Origin of the sequence: Pseudoalteromonas sp. APC 3355 (genome assembly GCF_030407615.1) — a bacterium.
Lineage (GTDB): Bacteria > Pseudomonadota > Gammaproteobacteria > Enterobacterales > Alteromonadaceae > Pseudoalteromonas > Pseudoalteromonas distincta.
On sequence record NZ_JASDDB010000002.1, the window covers coordinates 467,526 to 492,465 of the forward strand.

Below are 24,940 nucleotides of genomic sequence, written 5' to 3' on the forward strand. Positions count from 1 at the left end.
TATTTGTAAAACAATGCACCCCCCTCTTCACAGAGGGAGGTTGAGTTGTCTGTTATTATGAAGCTCCTGCCACTTCTTCAGTTCAATTAGCTTTAAAGTTGAGTTATCTGCTTTCCAGTCAGAGGATTTGATTAATCCGCTACTAATTGCATTTTTGATGGTGTTGGGTGATATTTTGGCAATTTTTGCACATGTATCAATACTGACTGTTCTGGCTTTAGACGATTCCAAATGACGTTCGCCTACTTTTATCAACTCATCGCGGCTAAAGTAAATTGAATCAAGGAGGCTGCTGTTACCTTGATAGTAAAATGGCAAATCCTTCAAAAATATTGCTAATAAGAGATCTGATTTTTCCATCAAGTATTGCTCGACAAATTTTGTAGCTTCCATGAAATCGACTTCATTTATGACTTCAGGGGTTGATTTAGTTATCAGCTCTTCGATTAAGTGCTTGGCATCAATTAAACCATCGACTTGATAGCGGTTTGTATTGCTGAATCGTAGAATTTTTTTGTACCACAGAGGCTTTAAATCAGCTGCGTTTAGCCCAAGACAAGATGCGAGTATCCTTATTTCCAAAGGTTTGCTAGTGGAAGTAAGCTGGAGAGAAGGTTTTCTACTATCGATTTGAGCGCGCTTTATCAAGTTCCAATCTCTGTGTATATGACATGATAAGGAATAAAGCTCAGGATATGCCAAGTTTTTAGGATAACCAGCTGGCAGCCCTTTGCTAGATATTTTTGCTAGCCAATGCACTAATGCTTCATTATTAGTTAACAAGTCAATTCCTGCGGTTAGGATTTTTGGTATGTCTTTATAATTAAAATAGGCTTTTCTTTTAAGCTCTGAAATTTCAAGAACGTACAAACCTGCAATAATACAGTCTTCTATATTACCGGTTGTGAGCCTTTTAATCTTTTCATCCACCGAAAGCTGAAGAAGTTTTCTTCCACAATATTCATTGCTGCAATACCCTTGAAGTAAACTTGCGTTAAATTCCAGTTCGTGTTCGCAGTGAGGGCATACATCAATAAGCATGACCTGGTGCTTTGCACAGTGCGTATATCTTGGGTCTTGCCAATTATCTCTATGAATAGGGTTTTCATTCAAGCATTTTAGACATGCTCTAGCGTGGAGAATTCGAGCACTGGAACAGACTTTTGGAAAAGGGCTCCCCTCCGTTTCTGAAAATGAAATAGGGCGTTGTATGAGTGAGCTGATATTGTTGATATCAGCTTTTTTTAGATTATTGCGAATTGCTAAGTTAAATACTTTCTTATTAACAATGTCTTCTGGTTTCATAAAACCATTTCGCATTGCAAGACGAAGAATGTAGCCAGCCTGGCTTTCTCCAACGAAAGGCCTAACTCGAATTGGTAACCTAGCCATGTGTGAACGTTTCCTTTAACTTGCGATCTAAATCTTCAATATTTCGTTCAGTTTGCTGTGCATTAATCATGTCAGCATTAAACGGGTTGTCTTCGCTATTTCTGATAGCAAATTTATACGCTTCTTCAAATGCTCTTATGTACTGAGCTGTATTCTTGTAATCAGCGGGTAACATCTGTGCATAAAGCTTATTAAGGAGCCCATGCATGCCATTTGTTGCAATATAAATGCGGTTGAGTAAGTCTTTATGTGACTGAGCCGTTAGCCTATTAAAGCCATATTTAAGTTGATAAAAATTAACCATGTTTATCCAAGCTAGGCACTGGCTTGGACAGGGACTAAGTTGATGTGGGGCTAGAAAACGACGGCTTAATTGCTCTTCTTTATCTCCACCTTTGTAGGCGAGTTCGATAATTCTTTTAGCCAATGGCGTTCCCATTAAAATTACAGGGATGCTAGCTTTGTCTACTAGACCTGCAAATTGTTTTGCCATTTGCTGAGCTCTGATACCGTCTGTATCAGGTAAGCACTCTTGAACCTCATCAATAATAATAAGCTCAACACTTTGTTCATTGAGTAGATGTAACAAACGTTCAAGTGCAGTATAAGGCCTTTCTTTGCTGTTCATTACAGTGCACCCTAAAGCCATTAAAATTTGGTGAAGCAAGTCAGTTGGAGTTGATGTTGCACCTAACTTAACGTAAAGCACTGGAATAATATTTTTTTCATCTAACTCAGATTGAGGGAATTGTTGGGTATACGTCTTAGCCAAATATGATTTGCCAACACCAGAAACCCCCGTCAATAAGCCTGAGTAGTTTCTATTCTGATGAATCTTGCTAATGTATTCCCATGCTTCCGTTGTAGACGAATGGCAATGGAATGTGCCACTTTGCGGTACATATAACGAACTTGGTGATGTATTAAGAGTAGTGCTTACCATTTTTCATAACCTTCCTTGTTTCTGAAGTGAGAGTCATCCTGATTCTCTTGTGAGAGATCCGTACCTAGTAACGGATCTGTGCGTTTAGATTGGCGTTCATGGGGAGAGCTATTAGATTGCTTAATGATATCTTTAGTAGATCGATCATCTATTAAGTTTTGCTCCATATTTTGCGTTTGCTTGCCATTACGTATTTTTCGACGTTTACGTTTTATAAGCTCAGCTTCGCCACAATATATTGAGCGACGAATAGGTGTACTGTGATTCATGTTGGCGACCTCAAATGAAATTGCCACCTGTTCATCAACCAAATCGATGTTGTAAGCAATGATTTTTGTAACATGAGTGTCGCCAGGCAATGTGACCGCAAGGGTTACAGCCCTGCAATCTTGTGTATCATGCAATACCGATACTTTAGGGTTTTTCCCTGAAGCTTTGCCGGTTTTAAGCTGCCAATATAGGTTTTGAACCTCTTCACCATAAAAGTCCTGTTTGTTGAATCTGAATTTACCAGTCTCGTTTAAGGTAGTCTCCCCCTGAAAAACATGGAAACTGGTTTTTAGATGTTCATAGTGGCACGGAATCAATGGGTACTCTAGGCAAGAGGCTTCCCATACTTCCTGGGGAGTTTTGCCATTGAGTTCATTGTGTGGCTGATTTACATAATGCACTAAAAAATCGTGGAGATTCTGAACGAAGCTATCTACCGTCATGGCGGCAGCTTGTTTTAGCGTTTCATCTGTAGGGTTCCTGTTAGTGTTTTTCCCTTCATAACGCTTACCTTTGTATCCAGGCACGCCATGCACGATTTTATTGCCAACTTTAAGCTCAGCGCTTTCTAAAAACTCACTTCGGATCGTTTTATTAAATGATTCTACAAAAGGTTTTTTGTAGGGCTGATTGCTTGGCGCGTAAATCAGTTCACACTTCAATGATTCAGCTGTTTTTGCAAATGTTTCATTATTGAACCCCGGACCATTATCGCAAATTATTCTGATAGGTATGCCAAATGCATCGAGTTGTTCACTCGCGGGTATAACAATATTGCGAAGTAAGTTAACGCCACCGATAGCCTTTTCGGCTTCACCAAACTCCACAGTGACTGCAATCGGGTAGCGAGAATGACAATCAATGGCAATATATAAAGCGACTTTTCCAGTAACTTCTCCAGTAGTATCATCAATTAGGCGAAGATTAAGCGCTAATCTATCTGCTTCTATACGCGTAAGTACTCGATCCGTTTTGATGCGAGTTTTGTATGTTCTCATTAGCTTATTGACTTCAGCTCTGTTGCCCGAAGCTTCGGCACGGTCTAGATCGTTGAAGCTGTGATGGTGCTTTCTAAATTTTTCTCTACTTACGATGGTAATGGTAGGGTCATTCATCTCGTTGACCCAATTCTCATACTTTGCATGTCCTACAGCAATACTTGGAGTTATTTTTCCCATCATGAACTTTTCGTAACCCTCCCACATGATTTGTTCAGAGCGAGAGTCTGTTGTATTTCTCTTAGACTTTCGTTTTGGGAGAGAGTCAATATGACTAAACCCAGCGTCTTTAAACCTCTTCCACCACCTTGATAAGCTTGATTGGCTTGGATGCTTTACCTTAACAACTGTCCCTGGTTTGCTATTTATTGTTTGCTGCTCTTCCACTTCAGCTATAACTCGTTTATAAATTGATAACGTGGTCATATGTGCGTTTTCTTCTTCAAAAATCTTTTTCATTAAAGAAAGGTAAGGTGCTTGCTTTTCTTTTATTAGTTTTTGGAATGGATCTAATGCTGAATGAGGTGAATTAGGGGTAACTGGTATCAAATAAGTTTTTAAGGCAAATGCAAACTCATTACGAGTAAAAGTTTGCAGCTCCTTGGTTTTAATATCTCTAGTAACTACGTTTAATTGATCGCAAAGCAAGATATCGAATTTACGATCTTTATCATCTAATAGTTGAGAATAAGGAAGTATATTCATCGAGCTTAATTTCTCAATTGAGTGCTGTCAGAAAGCTTTACAGTATTGTCAAACCCGATGTGTGAGTGAGCGAGTAGAGCAAAAGGAACAAATGGGCTAATGCCAATAGATTCAGCTTGTTTCCTCAAATCACCAAAAGTAGTTGGGAATGAATTAACTAAAGGTAATAATTTATGAACTTCGCTCGGTTCTGTTCTTAGGTAGGGGTAAAGTGTTTTAAAGTTGCCAATAGTAATTGGGTTTAAATCCTTTTCAGTGACAATACGAACAGGGCGCCCAGTTAAGCGCTCAATATACTGCGCCTTTTCAGTAAACTTGTTTATAAAAGTTTTAGAATGCACGTACTTGTATGGATGCGGGTCAAAGTAAATACTAGAACCATTTTGAAGCTCAACTAATACATCGGGCGTATAGCGACCTGCTGGTGTATCCGCACTCTCTGGTTGGGTTGTATAGGCAGACACTCGTTCGTCAAATTCGAGCCAATACAAAAAGTCTAGCTCTAATGTTGATTCAACCCAAACATGGCAATTGTTCTTTAAACTGTAAAAGTAGTCTACGGGCCTATCTCGCCTGATCCTACGAAGTGTTCGCTGTTGCATAAAATTCTCCAAACATCCTGTTTATAGCTGCGTCATTCCTTGTGATTGATGAGCAAGTCATCATTTGAAGATGCATACTTGAGACTAGCTAAGTTAATCTGTTTAATTTCCGTATTGCACTCAATCTTCATTAACGATCATAGCAGATAATTTCCAGATGGATTTCGTTGGTATGAAATAAAATCAAATAAAACAATGCTTTAAATAATATAACCAAGCAGTAAACAAAGATGAATAAGCACTTTCTTTGATAAATCAGCTAACTAGTCTAAATGATGAGAAATTTTTGATGTTGATAATTTTTTTGAGAAACTTGTTGTATTCGAATATAGGTATCTACAGTATTAACATTTCCACTTCTAGTACCTTTGCGAAGTTCGGCTGTGAGTGATGAAGAGACGGTCACGATAACTTTATGTAATTAGTTTTATTCTGCAAAGCCGGCTATCGTCTAACTCGTATTTGCCCCAAAACGAGTTAACGTAAATACTCTATAGGTCAGCTTTGAGCGATTAACAGACAGTCGAACTATCTCATTATCAGACATAAATATACTTGGTGAAATAACCTTCTTTGATTTAAGATGCATCTTGCTCTATTAATAACTTATTAATATTAAGGACAAAATCTTATGGAGTTTCTATCTTCAGCAATACTTTCTGGCTTTGTTTATGACATGCTCAAACACCAAGTTTCGATTACTGCAACTTCAATAAAAGAAAAGTTAAAAGATTGGGTTATTGATGAGGCTGTGGCTCCGGCATTGGCGGAAGAAATTGAAAAATTGTCTTTAAACGATGAAATGAGCGAAAAAGCGATTGAAAGAAAACTATTGGAAAGTGGTGAAATTCAACAAATACTTTCATCTATAAAACCCAACAATACTACTGTAATTATGCAAAACCATAGTGGTATTGGTGACAACGTTGGTGGAAGTAAAATTACTAGGTAGTCTCTATGAGTAACTCGGATAGTGGTAGTTCAGTTAGTCAAAATCATACTGGAACTGGTCATAATGTCGCTGGTAACTTAACTATTTATAAAATTGACAATGTTGACTTAGCAGCTGAGTTGGCAGTTGCTGTTTTAGTTGGTTGCTGGGATGAAAAAAATGAAGGTGATATTGAGGTAATTAAAAGCCTTATTGATGAACCGTATGAAAGTTGGATAAAAAAGTTAAGAACAATTGAAGGGATGCAAGATAGTCCCTTGATTCATGAGCAAGGCTCTTGGAGTTTTAAAGATAGAATACAAGCATTACAAGCGGTATCTTCAAGATTGTTCGATAATCATTTGGATTCATTTCAGGCGATTGCTACATCCGTTTTTAAAACTATCGACCCACAGTTTGAACTGGCACCTGAAGAGCGTTATGCGGCAGCAATTTATGGGAAGGTTTTACCACACAGTCGATTAATAAGGAAAGGGCTATCCGAAGGTCTGGCGTTAATCTCAACAAAACAAGAGTTGCTTACCAACTGCTCAAAATACAAAGGGCAATACTGTGCCTCAAGTGTGGTTAAAGACGTGCTGTCTGACTCTAATTGGCAATTATGGGCTAGTACGCAAGACATTCAAATTATGCTTGCAGAAAGTGCTCCTGATCATTTTATCGACGAAGTAGAAAGGGCTGTATCTCATCAAGACAAGCCGTTTGATTCACTTTTTGCGCAAGAAGGAGTCGGTGGGATTTCAGGTCGGAATTATTTAACAGGACTATTATGGGCTATCGAAGGGTTGGCTTGGGCACCCGAGTATTTATCTCGCTCTTTAGTAATTTTAGGGGAACTAGATAGCCATGATCCGGGTGGTAACTGGGCTAACAGACCGCTTAATTCAATCATCGGCATATTGTTACCATGGCTTCCGCATACTACAGCCGATATTGACAGGCGTATTGCTGCTTTTAAAGCGTTGGAAAGGGAGTACCCCAATACAGCATGGCGAGTTTTAGTTCAGTTGCTACCCAATAATACGAGAACAACCTCTGGAACACATATACCAACGTTTAGGAATTTTATTCCCGACGACTTTAACAAAGAGCCATCAAATGGTGAGTATCGAGCTCAGATTGAAGCATATAGCCAACTAACAATCGAATTGGCAAGTAAATCGTCATTAAGGCTTGTTGATCTAGTTGAAAATATTGACAATTTATTACCGTCTAAATTCGATGATGCTATTGAATTGTTATCTGAATTTTCCAGAAACCCAGATAGTGATGAATTAAAGTTAGAGTTGTGGGAAAAATGCTTAGAGGTCTATAACAAGCACAAAAAATTCTCAGATGCTCAATGGGCAATGCAACCTGAACAAAATGAAAAGATTAAAGATGCTTCTATAGCCTTGAAACCAGAAAATCCCATGCTTTATAGCAAACGACTTTTTGGTCAAAGAAGTTATGACTTATTTGATGATCTTGGGGACTGGAGAGCCCAAGAAGAAAGGTTGGCACAAGAACGAGGTCGGTCAATATCTGAGATATACACAGCTAACGGTATTGACGGCGTTTTAGAGTTTTCAGGGTGTGTTGAAAGGCCAGAGGTTGTCGGCAATACCCTAGTTTCAGAAAATCTAGAAATACCTATTGATACACTAAAAAATCTTATTCTTAGTGAAGTTAAAGAGGAACGTTCTCTTGCTTCTGGTTATGTATGGGCCAAGAAATACAAGGAGGGAAGTTCATGGGTGTTGGCAGCTGTTGATAGCTGGAATGCTCAAGAAAAAGTTGAGTTTTTTCTTTTACTACCGTTTAAAAAGGAAATATGGGATACGTTAAATACTTCATTTGATGACTTCCCTTACGAGTATTGGAAAAATACAGTTGTTAACGCATACCATTGTGGTTCAACAGAAGAAATATATTTTGCAATAGATTGCTTAATTAAAGTAGACCGTCCAGTGTCAGCAATTGACTGTTTATCTCGCATCCTTCATAGCGATAAGGTAGTTGATAGCAATGTAGTTGCAGTCGCGTTATTGCAATCTATTAAAACTACAGAAGACGTAAATCGGTTTGATATTCACTCATTTAACGAACTTGTTAATTATCTTCAAAATGATGACACTGTTTCTGATGACGATTTGGTGAAAATTGAATGGGCATACTTACCTATAATTAATAGGGGGGCTAATGACTCATTGCAGCCTCAAGTCTTAGAGAAAAAACTCGCAAATGAACCAAGTTTCTTTTGTGAAATCATTCGATATGCTTACCGGTCAAAATTTCAACAGGAAAAGAACAAACTGTCTGAAAGTGAACGAAATATAGCCACAAACTCATACTATCTACTCGATGAGTGGACTAAGGTACCGGGTGTTGATGCAGAGGGTAAATTTGATGTCGATGCGTTTAATGACTGGTTTAATTTAGTTCAAACAGAATGTGAAGAATCAGGGCATTTAGAAATAGCTTTTCAAATAATTGGCAGAGTATTAATTTTTAGCCCTTCAAATGACGAAAATTGGATACTTCCTGAACTTGCCGAGATTTTGAATAGGCGGGAATTGGAAGAGGTGCGTATTGGTTATAAGGAAGCGATAAGAAATTCGCGTGGTGTTCACTGGGTTGACCCAGAAGGAAAGCCCGAATTGGAATTAGCGCAAAAATATCGCACTAAATCTGATGAAATAGAACTGTTAGGCTTTCACCGATTTGCGAGAACTCTTCGAGAATTAGCTGACGGCTATCAAGCAGATGCAGAGTCGATAATAGAGCAACATAGTAAAAAAGTAGGTTGTTGATTTTTAGGGTAGTGCCTGTGATTTAGGGGAAATGTTTTAGCTAAAAATACATTTTTTGCTCACAAGTATTCAAAGTTACTGATTACACTGTTCCACTACCAATTCGTTTCGGATTAAAAACGAGTTAAACTTGAACGCCAGTTGTGACACATAGCCGCCCGTTGACTCTAACTCATATTTGTCCAGAGACGGGTTATGTATATAACTCGCCTTTGCCACTTTCAAAGTTAAAATAGCTTTACTCCCATTTCCACTAAACTAGTAATTGACTGACTTTTTCCTCATGCGCATAATGGATAGAAAATTTATTATAATTCAGTATGATATTAATTTAAGAGGTGGATATGGACTTTCTAACAAATACTTTCCTATCAGGTATTTTATATGATGGTTTTAAAAATAGCGTAGCGATATCATCTGACTTTTTGAAGGAAAAGCTACAAGGGTGGCTTATTGATGATGAATTGTTGGAAAAACTAACAGAGAAAGTGAATGCTCTTGAGCTACAGGATTATGGTGAACATGTAATTGAGCGTAAGTTAAGTGAGTCAGGCGAGTTACAAAAGATCTTAAAACTAATTAAGCCGGAGCAAAACACTGCGATTGGCTCATTGACTCAGAACCATAGTGGCTCAGGCGACAATATTGTTGGAAACAAATCAGTTTACCATAAATAGGTAGGTATTGTGATGGTAAATCAAGAGCATAGCGGCCCAGGCGATAATGTGGCTGGTAACAAATACGAAAACATAATTCGTAGTGTTCAAGCAAGAGATCTCAGCAGTGTAATAGATAACATAATGCGTGATGTTTGTTACCGAGAACTGGAAAAAGCCACAGAGAAGCTTGAAGTTCTCAAGGGAATAAGTGCTTTGGATCGAGATGTCCATTTACTTCTAACAGCTTTAAGTATTAAAGCTGAATTAGTTAGAGGCTCTGAGGCACCATCTAAGAACGACCTCCTAACATTGTTAAAATTTAACGATCTTCCTAGTAATGTTAGGGAGGTCGTTACTTCGATACTTATTGATTTAGAGTCACGAACATCTAAAAATTTAGCAAGAGAAAGATATTTAGACTCAAAAAACATTAGTTTCTACATTACGGAAGTGTATTTAGAGCTCCTCGCATCTAAAGAAGAGTTAGAGTCATACTACCGAAATGCAAAGGCATATGATTTGTCAGAACAGGAACTAACGGGCTTAGTTCGTGGAGCCCTTAGAGTAGAAGATTATGTGTTTGCTTTTGAGTTAGCTCGACAGTTAGATAGTTATTTTTCATCAGCAAATTCGAAAGCTCTCCAGCTCTATACCGAAAGTTGTTTTCTTGTTCAGCAGAATCAAAGTAAGCACTACGTATCGCTAAACAAACAAGCTAAGTCTGATGCTGATAGACTTGTGGTCCAATTATTGTTCGAAATCGCAGAAAAAGATGACGTTAGATATATCGCAACGTTGACAAATTTACTCAATTTGACCTTTTTATTAGATTGTCGTCTGTATGATGTTGCTAAGAAGTATGTTGATAAAATCCGAAAAATGGACTCAATGCTTGCTGACTTCATTGAAGAACTTTCAAATGGAGGCAACGTTGAAGATGCTAAGTTTGAACTTGCTTCTAATTCATTGGATTTAGAACAGTGTGCTCGTTTAGGTTTTGCCCTAGAGAATAACCAAATAAAGGCTAATACTTTAAACAAGTGGGTGGAGAGTGGTGGAGAAGTCCGTACTGGGGATGATTACATTAACTTATTCTTCGACTTATACTTGAGAGCTTCTGTTTGTCCAGTTAATGATATAAAACAAGTTCAACTATTGAATAAAAGAGCCAGAAATTTTATAAATATTGACTCTGATAAGTTTTATCGCATAAACCCTTATGCTGTATTACGGTTGTGTGAGAAGTTTCTAGAACTCGAGCTGCCCCTGAACGCAGTCAACTATCTTGAACCATTTCTAGACGATGAGGCTTGGGTATCTCCTATTTTTGAATGTTATTTGAGTGCTTTATATACAAGTGAAAAATTTGACTTGTTTTTAAATAAAATTAAGCATTTGGAGGGAGAGGATAGAACTTTCTCAATTTGTTTAAGGGAAGCACAAGTGTATGCTCGCTTGGGAGAGTATCGGTTATCAATTCAATCGGCTAGAGCTGCAATCTATATCTCACCAACTAATCCGTATGTGTGGCAATTGTTGCTTCATGTATCGAGGACTGAGGGGTTGAGGATAGAGGAACTCAAAGGTATTGTGCTTGAAATTCCAGAAGAAATATTTGAATCGTACCATGAATCAAAAGTTGCATTGGTTAACGAAATAGCAACTCATATAGACGTAAATCTTTCTGAAAGAGTGCTAGTTGATTGGTTTGTGCAGAACCCACATCAAGTAGCGGTTCCACTTACTCAGATTCATGCTAATGTTTTATGCGCTCAGCCTCAAGTCGGTGATAATCCATATTTACCAAAAAAATGTGGAGATGGAGTTACATACTCTGATGGTTTTGACACTTTCACTCGAATCCTAGTTCATGATGTCGATATAAAGCATCCTGACTTATTAGACGTAGAATCCCCTTTAGGAAAAGTTTTAGAGGATTTGCAGGTAGGCGATTCCGAAGGTGAAATCTCGGTAATTCAGCGCCTTTCGCCCTACGTCGCTGCCTTTAGGTTAGCAGCAACAATTCGTAGCAGTAGTTTCGATGGTACGGATATATTTAGGAAGTTTTCTTTACCCTCAAACAGAAATGAATGGATTCCCTATTTTGAAAATATAATGAGGCGATATTCTTCCGAAGAGAAACGACAAGTAGAAGCATTACAAAACCCAAACGTGCCTTTGACAATGCGAGGTAAATACACAGATCCAAGCAATCCTGTCAGAGGAGCTTTATCACACCTTACTTCGCCAAGCTCGACAAAATATATGGGGCTGTTTAGTAAAGGTGAAGAAACACCAGCTAAAGTAATTATTGACGTTTACACAGCGGTTTATATTTCACTAATAGGGGGTTCTTCTAACTTCGGTAAGCTAGGTGTAGAAGTTGTTATATGCCAACATACTAAGAAAGTTATAGAGTCTTGGCTGAAAGATGTACTTAGAGATGATTATATGTCTATGGGGGTGTCGGATAGTGGACTTTATAGGATTACAGCAGATGAGATAAGAAGAGATACATCGGGGTTAATTGAGGGCTTACAGACCATACTTGAATATGCGAAAGTAGAAAACCTCAAACCAATCGACACTCCTGATATCTTAGTGCAGATTAGGGATATGATCGATAAGTCTGTTTATTCGACGTATCAACTTTCTTCTGCTAATCATGTTCCTCTGTTTAGTGTTGATCATTTGATGTCTGAGCTTTTATCTAGCTCAGGCTTCCCTGTAGCGAATGTGAACACATTGGTATTTAAACTACTAAACTCTTTGTCGATAGAGGAGAGAAAAAGAAGTATCAAGTTAAACTTGTTTACAGGCATGCCTATTTCAATTTTATATATTGATATAATAGAGCTAAGTCGCTCGCTAGACCCAGATGACACATTCTTAGTGTTTAAATTCATGGAAAAGTATGGTGAAACGATTGATGCAGCAGGGGCTCCTTTGAGCTTCTTAACAGCTATAGTGAGAAATGTGACAGCCGTAGCGTATATTGATGGAGCTATTCTCGCGGGAGGAAGAGCGAGCAACCCATGTTATGATGGTTATGCTGAACACGTTTTTAATTCTTGTTGTCGCTCAGCTATGAGGGTAGTTCCAGGTGTTACAGCTGAGCAAAGATTCGCGAAGTTGATTTACAGTATTATCGATACGCCTAGCCGAGTACGCAAATACGTTCAGTTGATATCGGTGCTTGCTTCAAATTTTGCGTCGGGACACTTTTTGGATTTTGATGCATGTAATGAAGCTTTGGCCTCTTGCCAGAAAAACACTACGATGCAGGAAGAGAACTAAACTCGCTGACTAAAGATTTATCTATATCATAGAGTCAAAATACTTTTTTAAACTTTGCTGATTGCATTAGTACCATTGCACTGATGCACTTTTATCCAAAACGAATTAGTTGAACGTCCGCTATTTTAGTTCTATTAGTTGTATAAATGTGTAGCTGAGTGACTCCTTATGGCACTCAGCTGACGTTAGGTATTTACACATAGCTGCCCTTGATATACGTGTGATTATAATTTTTATATATATGGACTGTGCGTTCAATTAAAAGCCAATTCTGATCTTTTTACCAAGCCAAAAATCTCACGCTGTGCAACAATCTCACCTTTGATATGTATGATCACTTTATTAATATATATTACTTTACTTGTTAGTTGTGCTTCGTCTGGTACAATCAGTCAGTTATTCGTATAAAACGATGAGTGTTGATTAATTCGAGTGGGAACTGGATGAGAATTTTTAAAGCGAAAAGCCCAGCAGGATTTGCTGAAGAATATATAGTTGAGTCCATTTGGAACGGCGATTTCCCTCCAGGTTCAATTTTACCTGCCGAGCGAGAACTTTCAGAGTTAATTGGTGTTACAAGAACAACCTTGAGAGAAGTACTACAGCGTTTAGCGCGTGATGGTTGGCTAACAATTCAGCATGGTAAACCTACAAAAGTAAATAACTTTTGGGAAACGTCTGGCTTAAACATTCTTGAAACATTAGCGCGCTTAGATGAAGACAAGATGCCAGAGCTGACAGATCAGCTTTTATCTGCACGTACTAATATTAGTGCTATTTATACACGTGCTGCAATTAAGTTAAATCCTGAACGCGTAATTGAAATTTTATCACAAAGCCATGAGCTAGAAGACACCGCTCAAGCATTTGCCGACTATGATTATAAAGTGCATCACGAATTAGCCGTTGCGGGTAATAACCGTATTTATGTATTAATACTTAATGGTTTTAGAGGCTTTTATTCAAAGATTGGTTGTCATTACTTCTCTGATGCCGGAACTCGTGAACTTGCTCGTCAGTTTTATAAAGATTTAACCATTTTGGCAGAAAATAAAGAGCATGATGGTGCTATTTCGATGATGCGTAAATACGGTCATCAAACAGGTGAGATTTGGCAAAAAATCCGTGGTGATATGCCCTCAGATATAATGGACTAAGTCTAAGCGAGAAACCTGCATTTGCAGGTTTTTTTATATCTATAAAATTTAGCGCCACCGTATATGAAATTCTAAAAAGTTTAATGTATAAACCACTTCGATATTTTTAAAATTTCTACTTAGTTACAACGCAACTTACCCTTTAAAATAGACCTATTATTTAAGCATATTAGTGCAAGTTGCAAGTGTTCGTTATTTTCGATTGCTCACATCGTTAAATGCGATTGTTCTTTTGCAGTGAATAACTTTAGAATGCCAATTAATTATATGTATGCGCTATTGGTTTTTAATTTTTAGCGCCCATATAAGTACCAGCATTGCGAAAGCAATTGAAAACAAACTCAAAATATTTGGAGAATAAAATGGGTGTATTAGTAGGCCGCCAGGCACCAGACTTTACCGCTGCAGCTGTTCTTGGTAACGGTGAAATTGTAGATAGCTATAACCTTCATGAAACAATTAAAGGTAAAAAAGCAGTTATCTTCTTTTACCCACTAGATTTCACGTTTGTATGTCCTTCTGAACTTATTGCATTTGATAAGCGTTTTGAAGAGTTTCAAAAGCGTGGCGTAGAAGTAATTGGTGTTTCTATCGATTCACAATTCTCACATAACGCATGGCGTAACACTGCTGTTGCAGACGGCGGTATTGGTAAAGTTCAATACGCACTAGTTGCAGACGTTAAACACGAAATTTGTAAAGCATATGACGTTGAGCATCCAGAAGCGGGTGTTGCGTTCCGTGGTTCTTTCTTAATTGATGAAGAAGGTAACGTACGTCACCAAGTAGTGAACGATTTACCACTAGGTCGTAACATCGACGAAATGCTTCGCATGGTTGACGCGCTAGCGTTCCACACTGAGCACGGTGAAGTATGTCCTGCTGGTTGGACTGAAGGTAAAAAAGGTATGGACGCAAGCCCTGAAGGCGTTGCTAAGTTCTTATCTGAAAACGAAGGCGAGCTATAATTTAGCCCTTAGTTTTAAATAAAAAAAACCGCCAATTGGCGGTTTTTTTATTTGTAGCGTTAGCTCACTTTAAAATAAGCTCGCAAAGTTAAAACGAGAAGCTAACTTTAGTATAGAAGTATCGGCCTCTAGGATTGTGTACACCTGAAGCATAACCGTATAGATCAGCGTCGCCATCACCAATTGCAAATGGTGGCTCTTCATCAAATAAGTTATTTACACCTAGCGATACTTTAGTTGAGTCAGTAACACGATAAGATGTTTGTAAATCTACCAATGTTTGCGAATCAACCATACGTGATGTATTGCTATCAAAGTCTAAATTACCGTCAAAATCAATATCTGGGGTATCTTCAAACTCACCTACATAACTGATGTTTACGTTTGTATTAAACTCGCCAATTTCCCAGTTTGTAGAGAAAATCCAGCGGTGCTCTGGATAGCCATACTCACCGGTGTAATCGCGGCCATCTTTTTCAAATTTATCTTGGTATGCCCATTCTAAATTAAATTTCAATAAACCTAAGTCATCAAGTGAGTGATTGTAGTTAGCTGAAACATCGACCCCAGATACTTCTTGCGAAGAAACGTTTTCAAATGTGCTGTAAATTTTTTGAATTGTTCCTAAGCTATCGCCACCTGTAGGTGTTAAGCGCACACATACAGTACTATCTTGGTTATTACACTCAGAGTTATAAATTGGACCAAACTCTTGCTCATCAATTTTGTTATCTTGAGTGATGCTCCACACATCGACACTTAAACCAAACTCAGCAGAAGGCGCCCAAATAAAGCCGACATTCCATGATTCTGATTCTTCAGCTTCAAGGTCAGGGTTACCAGCAAATTCAATGTTGTAATCAAGTGCATCACAATCAAGGCCCGTTGCTTCACATCGGTATGTATCTACAAAGAATTGGCTTTCTTGAGATGGACCTAAACCAACTTGTGCCAAAGAAGGCGCTCTAAAGCCTTGTGCCCAAGAGCCACGCACTGTGATTTCATTAGTAGGCGCCCAGCGAAGAGCTACTTTAGGGTTTGTTGTTGTACCGAAGTCACTGTAGTCATCGTAACGGCCAGCAAGTTGTAGCTCTAAATTATCAGCAAGAGGGATAGAAAACTCGACATAGGCTGCGTATTGTTCACGATCTGCAGATGCAGATACAGACTCTGTGCCAAATATTAAACCACGTTGAAATTGATCATCTGGAATGTCATTAACGTCTTCTTCACGGTACTCAATACCTGCAGCCATCATTACTACATCATCGCCAAAACTAAATGCTTCACCTGTAATGTTTGCATCAAAGGAAGTCATGTGAGACTCACCACGACGCACTAAGCTTGTTGTAATACGATCAATTACAGCAGGGTCGTTGTATGTGCCACCAAATGGATTGTAGTTTCCTGCATCAATTTCTTGTTGTAAGAAATCAGTACGCACCCAACCTTGTGTTCTATCACCTGTTTGCAAAGATTTACTTCGGCCTTTTTGTACAGCGGTTTCCCAGCTCCAGTCATTAAACTCACCTCTAAGCCCTGCAACAAAGCGAAGAGTATCTGATTCAATATCCCATTGGCGTGCGCCAGCATCAACTGTACGGTAACGACCAATTTGAATGTCTTCACCAAATGGATTGTTAGGGTGGCTAGCTGGGACAGTTAAGCCTGCATCTTCATCAAGTGGAGTAGGGGCTCCGGCCGCAACAGACGTATTGTGCTGTACTGCCATTTCTAAAAAGCCCGTAATGCCATTATCAAAGTTATATTCAAATTGAGAAATAGCACCCACGCGTTCAGACGCTGGTGCGATATAACCGTAAGGGCCGTAATCAAATAAACAACTGCCGCTTGAAGTTGCATTTTCAGCAGGACAAGCCGGATCAATTGTTTTAACACCGTCTACATAAAAATATCCAGGGAAGCCACGAGATGAGCGAAAATCTTCACCACCATAAGGTGATTGATTTGCTGTACCTAAGCTGCCCATTTCATCAGAAGAAAGAGATGTATTTTTGAAGTAATCGATAATAACTGACGCGCTACTTTTCTCGCTAGTAGTACCCCATACTAAACTTGCTGTTGTTTCTTCATAATTGGGACCATCAGTACCACCGTAGCCCAAATTAACTTCAACACCGTCAATGTCTTTTTTCAAGATAACGTTTACAACACCCGCCACTGCGTCTGAGCCGTAGATAGCTGAAGCACCATCTTTTAGTATATCGATTCGCTCAATGGCAGAAACTGGGATACTGTTAATATCTACAAATGAGTTTGTGATACCTTCGGCAAATGCACTAATAGATACACGACGGCCATTGATGAGTACGAGCGTAGCATCAGCACCTAAGCCACGTAAACTAACAGCAGCAGACCCATTTGCAGTTGAATCTTGGTTGTTACCACGTGTTGAGAAAGTACCGCTACCCGCGACAGGCATTCTTTCGAGGAGTTGTTGTAGGTTGTCATAACCCATGTTCTCAATATCAGCTCTTGCGATTGATTGAACCGGAGAAGGTCCTTCGATATCTGAACGTTTGATTCGTGAGCCAGTTACTTCAATGCGCTCTACTTTTTTAGCTTCTTCAGCAGCGTAAGTTGTTGTTGTAAAACCTGCTGAAAGTGCGATTGTAGCACCTGCAATTAAGCTAGGTGTAAATGCAATTGATTGCTTCATCCTTAAGTCCTTGTTGATATGTTATAAATTTAGTTGCTCTATACCAATCCTTTTTAAACTGTTAAATAAATCCCATATTTAAGCGGATTGATATAACAAGCGACGACATTAATATCATGTAACTTAAGTGTTAGCAATTAGACTGAAATGTGATTTTAGTATGGTTTTTTGTGTGTTTTTGGATGATTTTAAAACAGATGTTATGCGCTGAAGAAGGTTGAAATAGGCGAATATGCTTTATTTTGGAAATAACAAATACAGCCTAAATGCGAGTAATAATTAAATTAATTAATTCACAATAAAATTGTAATAAATTATTTACATGTATATTCTGAATGAATAGTAATCTTGTTGTATATTAATAAAACAAATAATAGTTGTTTTTTTTAATAAAAAAAACGCCTAACTTGTTAGTTAGGCGTTGTGCTTATACTTTGTGTTTCATTAAACGTTCTTTTTCGCGAGACCAATCTTTATTTTTCCCGTCGTCACGTTTATCGTGCAACTTTTTACCTTTTGCTAGATGAAATTCAAGTTTTACCCAACATTTTTTCCAGTACATAGCTGTAGCTATTAATGAATAGCCATCTCGCTCTGTTGCACCGAGTAGACGGTCAAGTTCGCGTCTGCTTAATAGTAACTTACGATAACGCAACGGATCGCAAATTACATGGGTTGATGCACTATTAAGTGGCTGGATTTGCGCGCCAAGCAAAAATGCTTCGCCATTTTTAAGATGAATATAAGTTTCGGTGATGTTTACCTTACCTGCTCGGATACTTTTTACTTCCCAGCCTTGTAGTTCAACACCTGCTTCAAACTTATCGTGTAAAAAATACTCATGTCGCGCTTTTTTGTTTAGCGCGATGGTATTACTTGTCGATTTTGATGAATTTTTCTTAGCCATAGTGCCCTATAATATACGTAATGTGAGATGTTTTACATCGATTTTTTAATAATGCTTTTAAAAATTAAGCTTTAATTTAAGCAGCATGAAAATTTGGGGAAACGCGCAAAGCTTGCTAAAATTCGCCCACACAGTTGGGAGTGAGTATGCCACAAATAGAAAAAAGTGCGCTGGTTATGTACAGCACTAAAGAGATGTTTGATCTAGTTAATGATGTAGAAGCTTATTCGCAGTTTTTACCAAATTGCTCAGACTCAAAAATTGTTTCACAGCATGATAATAACATGACCGCGAGTTTAGAAATATCCAAGGCGGGTATAAAAAAGTGGTTTACCACCGAAAACACCTTTGTTGATGAGCAAACAGTGTTACTAAGCCTTGTTGATGGACCATTTAAGATGTTAAAAGGACGTTGGCACTTTCAAGAGCTTGACGCCAAAGCATGTAAAGTTCACTTGCAACTAGAGTTTGAATTTTCAAGTAAGTTAATAGAGCTTGCCTTTGGTAAGATTTTTAACGATGTTGCAAAAAATATGGTGAGTGCATTTACTCAACGTGCAAAACAGGTTTATGGAGCGAGAGCATGATTAATGTTGAGGTGGTATTTGCATTACCAACCACGGCCACGTGTTTATCAATTGAAGTGCCACTAGGGACTACAGTCGAGCAAGCTGTTATTCAGTCAGGTATTATACAAAAGTGCCCTGAGATAGATGCTACATCGCTAACTTTAGGTGTGTGGAATCGAACTGTAAAAGCTAACTATGAGTTAAAAGACGGTGACCGTATAGAAATATATCGTCCATTAATTGCAGATCCTAAAGATGCGCGTAGAAAGCGTGCAGAAAAAGCTAAAGAAGAAGGGCGTGCAAATAAAATAACGGGTGGCCGCCCACTCGAAAAGTAACGAAAATCGATATAAACGTGGAAAATTTAACGGATTAAATCACACGCTGACGTTGTTTAAAATGGTAAAAGCTTTTAAATAAACCAATAAAAAAGGTGAGCCATGCTCACCTTTTTTTACCACTTGAGAAATTTATTGCTCGAGCGGTGTAGTAAAGTTTTCAGGTTGGTCATAATCACCTGAAATTGAAACTAACTTTTCATTTTCAAAGTTAATTACTAACTCTTTATTTTGCTCGTTTTTACGGCCTTTATTGAAGCTGTAAATATAACGCCAAGTATTGTTATCAAAGGCGTCTTCGGCAATAGGTCTGCCTAATACGTAAACAACTTGCTCTCGAGTCATATTTACACGAAGTTTTTCAACATCCGATTGCTCTAAAAAGTTGCCTTGTGGGATGTTAATTCGGTATACCCAGCTAGAGCAACCTGCTGCTGAGCTAAGTGTTAAAGCAACGATAAGCCAAAGAGAAAAAGTTTTTAACGACTGCATTGTTAGTTGTGATCCTTATTTTTTATAATCTGCATGATACCGATTAGTCACTGAAGGTAAAACCCTTTTAAGCAATTGTTTTATGTTAAGGGCGTTAAGGTAATGTTTTGACCATAAATAATGAAAAAAGTTTACAGCACATCGAAACGAATATTTTAAAAACGGAGTCTACTTGGTTTTTATATATAGTTGAGACACGATTTGGTCATTGGTACACAGGGATCACAACTAATGTTGAAAAACGCTTTGCAACTCATCAAGCCGGCAAAGGGGCCAAAAACCTTAGAGGGAAAGGGCCGCTTTTACTTATTCATCAACAACAAGTTGGTAATAAAAGTGAAGCAAGTAAACTTGAGTATCAATTAAAAAAGCTCCCTAGAGCCAAAAAAGAAGCATACGTTTTAGCATTTAATACCGGCGACACTAAAATCATTTAGTTAATTTATTTAGATTAAACCGTATTCGCTGTGGGCAAAAGCTAGCTTTTAATATAGCTTTTGCTCACAAAGGAAATATAGCAGTTATAGCTGCTTAGCGATGTTTTTCAAAGGTAGCGACAAGTGCATCGAGTGTTTGAGCGCTGTTTGCCAAGTCACGAATAGCTTGCTCTGTATTGATTTGCTCGCTCATTGCTTTATCGCTAATTTCACTTATTTGCTCTATGTTACGACCTACATCAGCAACCACATTACTTTGCTGCTCAGTTGCAGTTGCAATAAGCGTAGCCATATCGTTTATTTGATTAGCTGTTTCGGCTATCGCATCGAGTAATTCTACTGAGCTTTGCATGGCTCCAACGCTTTGCTGCGCTTTATCTTTTGATTGGCTAATATCGTTAACTACATCATCAGATATTCTTGTAAGCTCTTCAATCATAGATTGAATTTCGGTGGTTGATTGCGATGTACGGTTTGCCAGAGCGCGTACTTCATCAGCAACAACAGCAAAGCCTCGGCCGTGCTCACCTGCGCGAGCAGATTCAATTGCCGCGTTTAAAGCAAGTAGATTAGTCTGATCCGATATCCCTCTAATTGAATCCACAATACTTGCTATATCAACCGTTTTTTTAGAAAGCAAAGTAACTTGCTCTGTTATGCCATCAATATCGCTAGCTAGGGCTGAGATAGTTGCCTGGCTTTGTAATACTTGTTTGTGGCTTTGAATGGTGTTCTCACGGCTGTTATCGGTTAACTTAGCTGTATTCGCTGCGCTTTGTGCTATTTCTTGCACTGTAGCGCCCATTTCGTTGATAGCTGCTGCGACAGATATTGTTTGCTCTTTTTGATTATCAATTGCTTGCGAGTTTCGTTTTGCCTGTTCAAATACATGATCAGAACTTTGGCGAATATCGTGGCTTTCACTGGCAACTTGAGTAATCGCTGTTTCTATTTTATTTATAAACTGGTTAAAGCCATTACTTAGATTGTTGAGCTCTGGTTGGCTTGATTCTGGTAAGCGGTACGCTAAGTTTGCATCGCCAGAGCCTAAGCGTGAAAATAACTCAGCCATTTTAGAAAGTGGAGATGAAAGAGAGCGAGCAAGTAAGTAACTAATCAAGCTAGCAACTAACGCGGTGATTACTGTAAAAGTAAATATTTGCCATTGTAGGGTGTTTACACTTGCGAATACTTCACTTTTTGGTACTTGAGCTACAACATATAAGTCAGTGTTTTTAATTGGGGTTGCAGCTATAAGAGTAGGTTCGCCATTTAAGTTAATTTCTTCTAGTGCAAAGCCATTACTATTAAATAGTTGGCTGTGAATATTTGCAGTATATAAATCGTCAATATTTGCTTTTGCTACTTTATTGGCATCTTTATGAAGTTGAATTAATCCATTTTTATCTGCAATAAATACAAAACCTGTTTGCTCAATTTTAAATTGCTGTAATAGCTTTTGCATATCAGTGATGCTTTTTGCAAGACCTGCTAAACCAGTACCATTAGCTTGCTGATGGTTTACAAACATTTTCACATCATTGGCTGACTCTTGATAAATACTGATAGAATAAGGTTGTTTTGATTGCTTAAAAGCAAAGAACCAGCCATCGGCTGCATCATTTTTTAACACACGCAAAAACCCATTCTGGTTCCAGTACTGTGCAGTGTCTCTATTTGCCCAAGATGCTGTTGCTAAATCGTATTGCTGGGCAACACGATTTAATTCTTTTAATAATAAGGTGTCGTCTTGATTACTAGACTGAGCCCACTGTAAAACAAATTCGTTTGATGATAGTTGCTGAGCAGCACCAAGTAACTCATTAATTTCACCGCCTATATGATTACTGATTGTTTGCAGTTTACTAGGTAGCTCTGACTCGATCATACGTTGCTCAATTATGTCTTTAGAGCTGTATAAAGAGGTCAAGCCAATCAGTGCCGCTACGCATATAGCAATAACACTGCCTAAAGCTGTGATTTTTTGAGTAATAGAAAGGTTTTGTATCGTCATGATATTAATTAATTTTACAACTGAGTAGAGGACTATACTAGCACATTATTTATTTAGAGCTAGATATTGCCTACTGTGAAATGAATAGAAGGTAGCGTGTTATGGTTAAATTTTTATGAATATGCATAAAAAAGCCCATAAGCAAAGCATATGGGCTTGGTTTCTAACAAGCGAAACATTTATCGTTTAGGGTTAAACAATCTTTTTCATTGCTGACATGTAGCCACGTAATTTAGCACCTACTTTTTCAACTGGGTGTTCACGAAGGGCGGCGTTAATTTGAATTAATGTTTGGTTATCAACTTGGTTACAGTGCTCGCCAAGGCCTTTACCAATAACATCTGTATCAATTTTTTTCATAAAATCTGCAAGTAATGGTAAACATGCATGGTTATATAGGTAACATCCATACTCTGCAGTGTCAGAAATTGTACGGTTCATTTCAAAAAGCTTTTTGCGTGCAATAGTATTAGCAATTAATGGCGTTTCATGTAAAGACTCGTAGTAAGCTGACTCTTCAATAATACCGGCTGCTGTCATGGTTTCAAAAGCAAGTTCAACACCTGCTTTTACCATTGCTACCATTAAAATACCGTTATCAAAAAATTCCTGTTCTGAGATTTCTACATCGCCAGCAGGGGTCTTTTCAAAGTTAGTCTCTGCTGTTTCAGCGCGCCATTTAAGTAAGTTTACGTCATCGTTATTCCAGTCTTCCATCATAGTGCGTGAGAAAGTGCCGTCGATGATGTCATCTTGATGCTTATTATAAAGCGGGCGCATAATTAGTTTTAGCTCTTCGCTTAGTTCGAACGCTTTTACTTTTGCAGGGTTTGAAAGGCGGTCAAGCATGTTTGTAACGCCGCCGTACTTAAGTGCTTCGGTAATTACTTCCCAGCCGTATTGAATTAGCTTTGATGCATAACCCGCATCAACGCCTTTTTCTATCATTTTATCAAAACATAAAATAGAGCCAGTTTGTAACATGCCACATAAAATGGTTTGCTCGCCCATTAGGTCTGACTTAACTTCAGCAATAAATGATGATTTAAGTACACCTGCACGGTGTCCGCCAGTCCCTGCTGCATACGCTTTAGCTTGTGCTAAACCATGACCTTGAGGGTCATTTTCTGGGTGAACAGCAATTAGAGTTGGTACACCAAAACCGCGTTTGTATTCTTCACGTACTTCAGAACCAGGACACTTAGGCGCAACCATGATTACAGTAATGTCTTCACGTACTTGCATGCCTTCTTCAACAATATTAAAGCCATGAGAGTAGGCAAGTGTAGAGCCTTTTTTCATAAGCGGCATAATTGCACTTACTACAGCAGTATGTTGCTTATCTGGTGTTAAATTAAGTACTACATCAGCTGTTGGGATTAGTTCTTCGTAAGTGCCAACAGTAAAGCCGTTTTCAGATGCGTTCAAAAATGATTGGCGACGCTCAGAAATAGCTGATGCGCGTAATGTGTAAGAAACATCTAAACCAGAGTCACGTAAGTTTAAGCCTTGGTTTAAACCTTGTGCGCCACAGCCTACAATAACTAGTTTTTTACCTTTAAGTGCATCAACGCCATCGGCAAATTCGCCTGCGTCCATAAATTCACATTGCGCTAATTGCGCTAATTGCTCGCGTAAAGGTAAGGTATTGAAATAATTCGCCATTGTTAGTGTCCTATAAAGTCATGTTTGTTAGATGCGCAATGTTTACTGCGCTTACAAACACCATATGTAAAATCGTTGCTTGCGTAAAATGATATATTTGAATTAAAGTGTTTCATAATATGAAATGCAGGGGGTTGGATGGAACATAAGCACTTAAACTACTTTTTAGCGTTGGCTAAAACACTTCACTTTGGGCGCGCAAGTGAGCTTTGCCACATAAGCGCACCCACTTTGAGCCGAAATATAAAACATTTGGAAGAAGAAGTTGGAGTAGCATTGTTTATCCGCGATAACCGAAGCGTTAAATTAACGCGTGAGGGGGAGTCCTTTATTGATTACGCAACGGCAACGCTTGCTAATTGGCAACGTTTTAAAACGAATGTAAAAGACCCACAACAGCATATTTACGGCAAAGTAAGTATTTATTGTTCTGTAACTGCATCTTATAGTTTTTTACATCAAATATTAGAACAACTTCGTGCGCAGCATCAGTACATAGAGATAACATTAAATACAGGCGACCCAGCACTTGCTATAAATCGTGTGCTTGATGGCCACGAATTAATGGCAATTGCAGCTAAGCCTAATAAATTACCGTCGCAAATTGCCTTTGTTGATATTGGGCACTCACCACTTTTATTAATTGGCCCAAAAATCCAATGTCCGATCACACAAAAGCTTACACAAAATAGTGATGACATTAATTGGTCTGATTTAGAGTTTATTGTCCCAGAACAAGGTTTTTCTCGCCAAAGGTTAGAGCACTGGTGGCGCAAAAATAATATTCACGGAAAAATCTACGCCCAAGTTGCAGGACATGAAGCAATGGTATCTATGGTGAGCTTAGGGCTAGGCGTCGCAATGGTCCCTAAAATAGTGCTAGATAATAGCCCGCTGCAGGATAAGGTACAAATACTAACACCAAAAATGCAAGCACCTGAAGGGTTTGATATCGGTTTGGCGGTATTAAGAAAAGAGTTAAATGACCCTGCAATCAGTGCGTTGTGGAATATTGCGCAAACTTTAGAAGCAAAAGCAATTTAATATGCACACAGAGCAAGCAAATTAGTTAAATAGTATTAATATAGGTTGCGTATGAGTTT

The 24,940-nt window shown here is 38.4% G+C and carries 19 protein-coding genes; 10 read left to right on the plus strand and 9 right to left on the minus strand.

What is annotated here, in order from left to right; translation table 11 throughout:
* Positions 1–27: 27 nt before the first annotated feature.
* Genes QMA08_RS05335 through QMA08_RS05350 form a run of 4 tightly spaced genes read right to left on the minus strand, consistent with a single transcriptional unit; the run spans position 28 to position 4,910 of the window.
* A complete protein-coding gene (locus QMA08_RS05335; RefSeq protein WP_182752698.1) occupies positions 28–1,392 on the minus strand; it encodes a TniQ family protein in 1,365 nt (454 codons plus the stop codon).
* On the minus strand, positions 1,385–2,335 hold the full coding sequence (locus QMA08_RS05340) for an ATP-binding protein (RefSeq protein ID WP_290173841.1): 951 nt from the start codon (positions 2,333–2,335) through the stop codon (positions 1,385–1,387). The genes QMA08_RS05335 and QMA08_RS05340 overlap by 8 nt, the downstream gene beginning before the upstream one ends.
* The gene (locus QMA08_RS05345) at positions 2,329–4,308 is read right to left on the minus strand and encodes a hypothetical protein (protein ID WP_290173843.1); all 1,980 of its coding nucleotides are present in this window, start codon (positions 4,306–4,308) and stop codon (positions 2,329–2,331) included. Before QMA08_RS05345 ends, QMA08_RS05340 begins: the two co-directional genes overlap by 7 nt.
* Before the next feature lie 5 nt (positions 4,309–4,313).
* A complete protein-coding gene (locus QMA08_RS05350; RefSeq protein WP_139015384.1) occupies positions 4,314–4,910 on the minus strand; it encodes a hypothetical protein in 597 nt (198 codons plus the stop codon).
* 631 nt (positions 4,911–5,541) lie between these two features.
* Here QMA08_RS05350 and QMA08_RS05355 point away from each other — a divergent pair.
* The 6 genes from QMA08_RS05355 to QMA08_RS05380 all read left to right on the plus strand — a co-directional run bounded on the left by QMA08_RS05355 (position 5,542) and on the right by QMA08_RS05380 (position 14,735).
* Positions 5,542–5,862 (plus strand): hypothetical protein, encoded by a 321-nt coding sequence (locus QMA08_RS05355; protein ID WP_290173844.1) that lies wholly within the window; start codon positions 5,542–5,544, stop codon positions 5,860–5,862.
* Between the two features lie 5 nt (positions 5,863–5,867).
* Positions 5,868–8,654, plus strand: a complete 2,787-nt coding sequence (locus QMA08_RS05360) for a hypothetical protein (protein ID WP_290173845.1) — start codon at positions 5,868–5,870, stop codon at positions 8,652–8,654.
* Between the two features lie 344 nt (positions 8,655–8,998).
* Positions 8,999–9,331, plus strand: a complete 333-nt coding sequence (locus tag QMA08_RS05365) for a hypothetical protein (protein ID WP_182798219.1) — start codon at positions 8,999–9,001, stop codon at positions 9,329–9,331.
* 12 nt (positions 9,332–9,343) lie between these two features.
* Complete coding sequence (locus tag QMA08_RS05370; protein WP_356782611.1) at positions 9,344–12,610, plus strand: hypothetical protein; 3,267 nt, start codon at positions 9,344–9,346, stop codon at positions 12,608–12,610.
* A 443-nt stretch (positions 12,611–13,053) separates the two neighbouring features.
* Complete coding sequence (gene fadR / locus QMA08_RS05375) at positions 13,054–13,767, plus strand: fatty acid metabolism transcriptional regulator FadR (RefSeq protein ID WP_004335692.1); 714 nt, start codon at positions 13,054–13,056, stop codon at positions 13,765–13,767.
* A 362-nt stretch (positions 13,768–14,129) separates the two neighbouring features.
* Positions 14,130–14,735 (plus strand): peroxiredoxin C, encoded by a 606-nt coding sequence (locus QMA08_RS05380; RefSeq protein WP_007378637.1) that lies wholly within the window; start codon positions 14,130–14,132, stop codon positions 14,733–14,735.
* Between the two features lie 88 nt (positions 14,736–14,823).
* Here QMA08_RS05380 and QMA08_RS05385 read toward each other — a convergent pair whose 3' ends face one another.
* Both QMA08_RS05385 and smpB read right to left on the minus strand, forming a co-directional pair.
* The gene (locus tag QMA08_RS05385) at positions 14,824–17,415 is read right to left on the minus strand and encodes a TonB-dependent receptor (RefSeq protein WP_290173848.1); all 2,592 of its coding nucleotides are present in this window, start codon (positions 17,413–17,415) and stop codon (positions 14,824–14,826) included.
* A 427-nt stretch (positions 17,416–17,842) separates the two neighbouring features.
* Complete coding sequence (gene smpB / locus QMA08_RS05390) at positions 17,843–18,322, minus strand: SsrA-binding protein SmpB (protein ID WP_004335699.1); 480 nt, start codon at positions 18,320–18,322, stop codon at positions 17,843–17,845.
* Positions 18,323–18,468: 146 nt separating this feature from the next.
* Here smpB and QMA08_RS05395 point away from each other — a divergent pair, with 146 nt between their 5' ends.
* Both QMA08_RS05395 and QMA08_RS05400 read left to right on the plus strand, forming a co-directional pair.
* Complete coding sequence (locus tag QMA08_RS05395; RefSeq protein ID WP_182715998.1) at positions 18,469–18,909, plus strand: type II toxin-antitoxin system RatA family toxin; 441 nt, start codon at positions 18,469–18,471, stop codon at positions 18,907–18,909.
* Positions 18,906–19,229: an RnfH family protein gene (locus QMA08_RS05400; RefSeq protein WP_138488725.1), complete on the plus strand. Its 324-nt coding sequence runs from the start codon at positions 18,906–18,908 to the stop codon at positions 19,227–19,229. Before QMA08_RS05395 ends, QMA08_RS05400 begins: the two co-directional genes overlap by 4 nt.
* Before the next feature lie 132 nt (positions 19,230–19,361).
* On the opposite strand, the gene bamE is transcribed toward QMA08_RS05400, so the two are convergent.
* On the minus strand, positions 19,362–19,721 hold the full coding sequence (gene bamE, locus QMA08_RS05405) for an outer membrane protein assembly factor BamE (RefSeq protein WP_004335706.1): 360 nt from the start codon (positions 19,719–19,721) through the stop codon (positions 19,362–19,364).
* Positions 19,722–19,828: 107 nt separating this feature from the next.
* Between bamE and QMA08_RS05410 the strand changes: the two genes are divergently transcribed.
* Entirely contained in the window at positions 19,829–20,158 is a 330-nt protein-coding gene (locus tag QMA08_RS05410; RefSeq protein ID WP_024594786.1) for a GIY-YIG nuclease family protein, read from the plus strand.
* Between the two features lie 94 nt (positions 20,159–20,252).
* Here QMA08_RS05410 and QMA08_RS05415 read toward each other — a convergent pair whose 3' ends face one another.
* Positions 20,253–22,172 (minus strand): methyl-accepting chemotaxis protein, encoded by a 1,920-nt coding sequence (locus QMA08_RS05415; RefSeq protein ID WP_182715997.1) that lies wholly within the window; start codon positions 22,170–22,172, stop codon positions 20,253–20,255.
* Positions 22,173–22,364: 192 nt separating this feature from the next.
* A complete protein-coding gene (gene ilvC, locus QMA08_RS05420) occupies positions 22,365–23,837 on the minus strand; it encodes a ketol-acid reductoisomerase (RefSeq protein ID WP_182724519.1) in 1,473 nt (490 codons plus the stop codon).
* 138 nt (positions 23,838–23,975) lie between these two features.
* On the opposite strand from ilvC, the gene ilvY reads away from it, so the two are divergent.
* Entirely contained in the window at positions 23,976–24,881 is a 906-nt protein-coding gene (gene ilvY, locus QMA08_RS05425; protein ID WP_024594947.1) for an HTH-type transcriptional activator IlvY, read from the plus strand.
* The last annotated feature ends 59 nt before the right edge of the window (positions 24,882–24,940 follow it).

Coding starts and splice junctions, on each gene's coding strand:
- QMA08_RS05335 (WP_182752698.1), bottom strand. CDS start 1,392: ATGGCTAGGTTACCAATTCGAGTTAGGCCTTTCGTTGGAGAAAGCCAG.
- QMA08_RS05340 (WP_290173841.1), bottom strand. CDS start 2,335: ATGGTAAGCACTACTCTTAATACATCACCAAGTTCGTTATATGTACCG.
- QMA08_RS05345 (WP_290173843.1), bottom strand. CDS start 4,308: ATGAATATACTTCCTTATTCTCAACTATTAGATGATAAAGATCGTAAA.
- QMA08_RS05350 (WP_139015384.1), bottom strand. CDS start 4,910: ATGCAACAGCGAACACTTCGTAGGATCAGGCGAGATAGGCCCGTAGAC.
- QMA08_RS05355 (WP_290173844.1), top strand. CDS start 5,542: ATGGAGTTTCTATCTTCAGCAATACTTTCTGGCTTTGTTTATGACATG.
- QMA08_RS05360 (WP_290173845.1), top strand. CDS start 5,868: ATGAGTAACTCGGATAGTGGTAGTTCAGTTAGTCAAAATCATACTGGA.
- QMA08_RS05365 (WP_182798219.1), top strand. CDS start 8,999: ATGGACTTTCTAACAAATACTTTCCTATCAGGTATTTTATATGATGGT.
- QMA08_RS05370 (WP_356782611.1), top strand. CDS start 9,344: ATGGTAAATCAAGAGCATAGCGGCCCAGGCGATAATGTGGCTGGTAAC.
- fadR (WP_004335692.1), top strand. CDS start 13,054: ATGAGAATTTTTAAAGCGAAAAGCCCAGCAGGATTTGCTGAAGAATAT.
- QMA08_RS05380 (WP_007378637.1), top strand. CDS start 14,130: ATGGGTGTATTAGTAGGCCGCCAGGCACCAGACTTTACCGCTGCAGCT.
- QMA08_RS05385 (WP_290173848.1), bottom strand. CDS start 17,415: ATGAAGCAATCAATTGCATTTACACCTAGCTTAATTGCAGGTGCTACA.
- smpB (WP_004335699.1), bottom strand. CDS start 18,322: ATGGCTAAGAAAAATTCATCAAAATCGACAAGTAATACCATCGCGCTA.
- QMA08_RS05395 (WP_182715998.1), top strand. CDS start 18,469: ATGCCACAAATAGAAAAAAGTGCGCTGGTTATGTACAGCACTAAAGAG.
- QMA08_RS05400 (WP_138488725.1), top strand. CDS start 18,906: ATGATTAATGTTGAGGTGGTATTTGCATTACCAACCACGGCCACGTGT.
- bamE (WP_004335706.1), bottom strand. CDS start 19,721: ATGCAGTCGTTAAAAACTTTTTCTCTTTGGCTTATCGTTGCTTTAACA.
- QMA08_RS05415 (WP_182715997.1), bottom strand. CDS start 22,172: ATGACGATACAAAACCTTTCTATTACTCAAAAAATCACAGCTTTAGGC.
- ilvC (WP_182724519.1), bottom strand. CDS start 23,837: ATGGCGAATTATTTCAATACCTTACCTTTACGCGAGCAATTAGCGCAA.
- ilvY (WP_024594947.1), top strand. CDS start 23,976: ATGGAACATAAGCACTTAAACTACTTTTTAGCGTTGGCTAAAACACTT.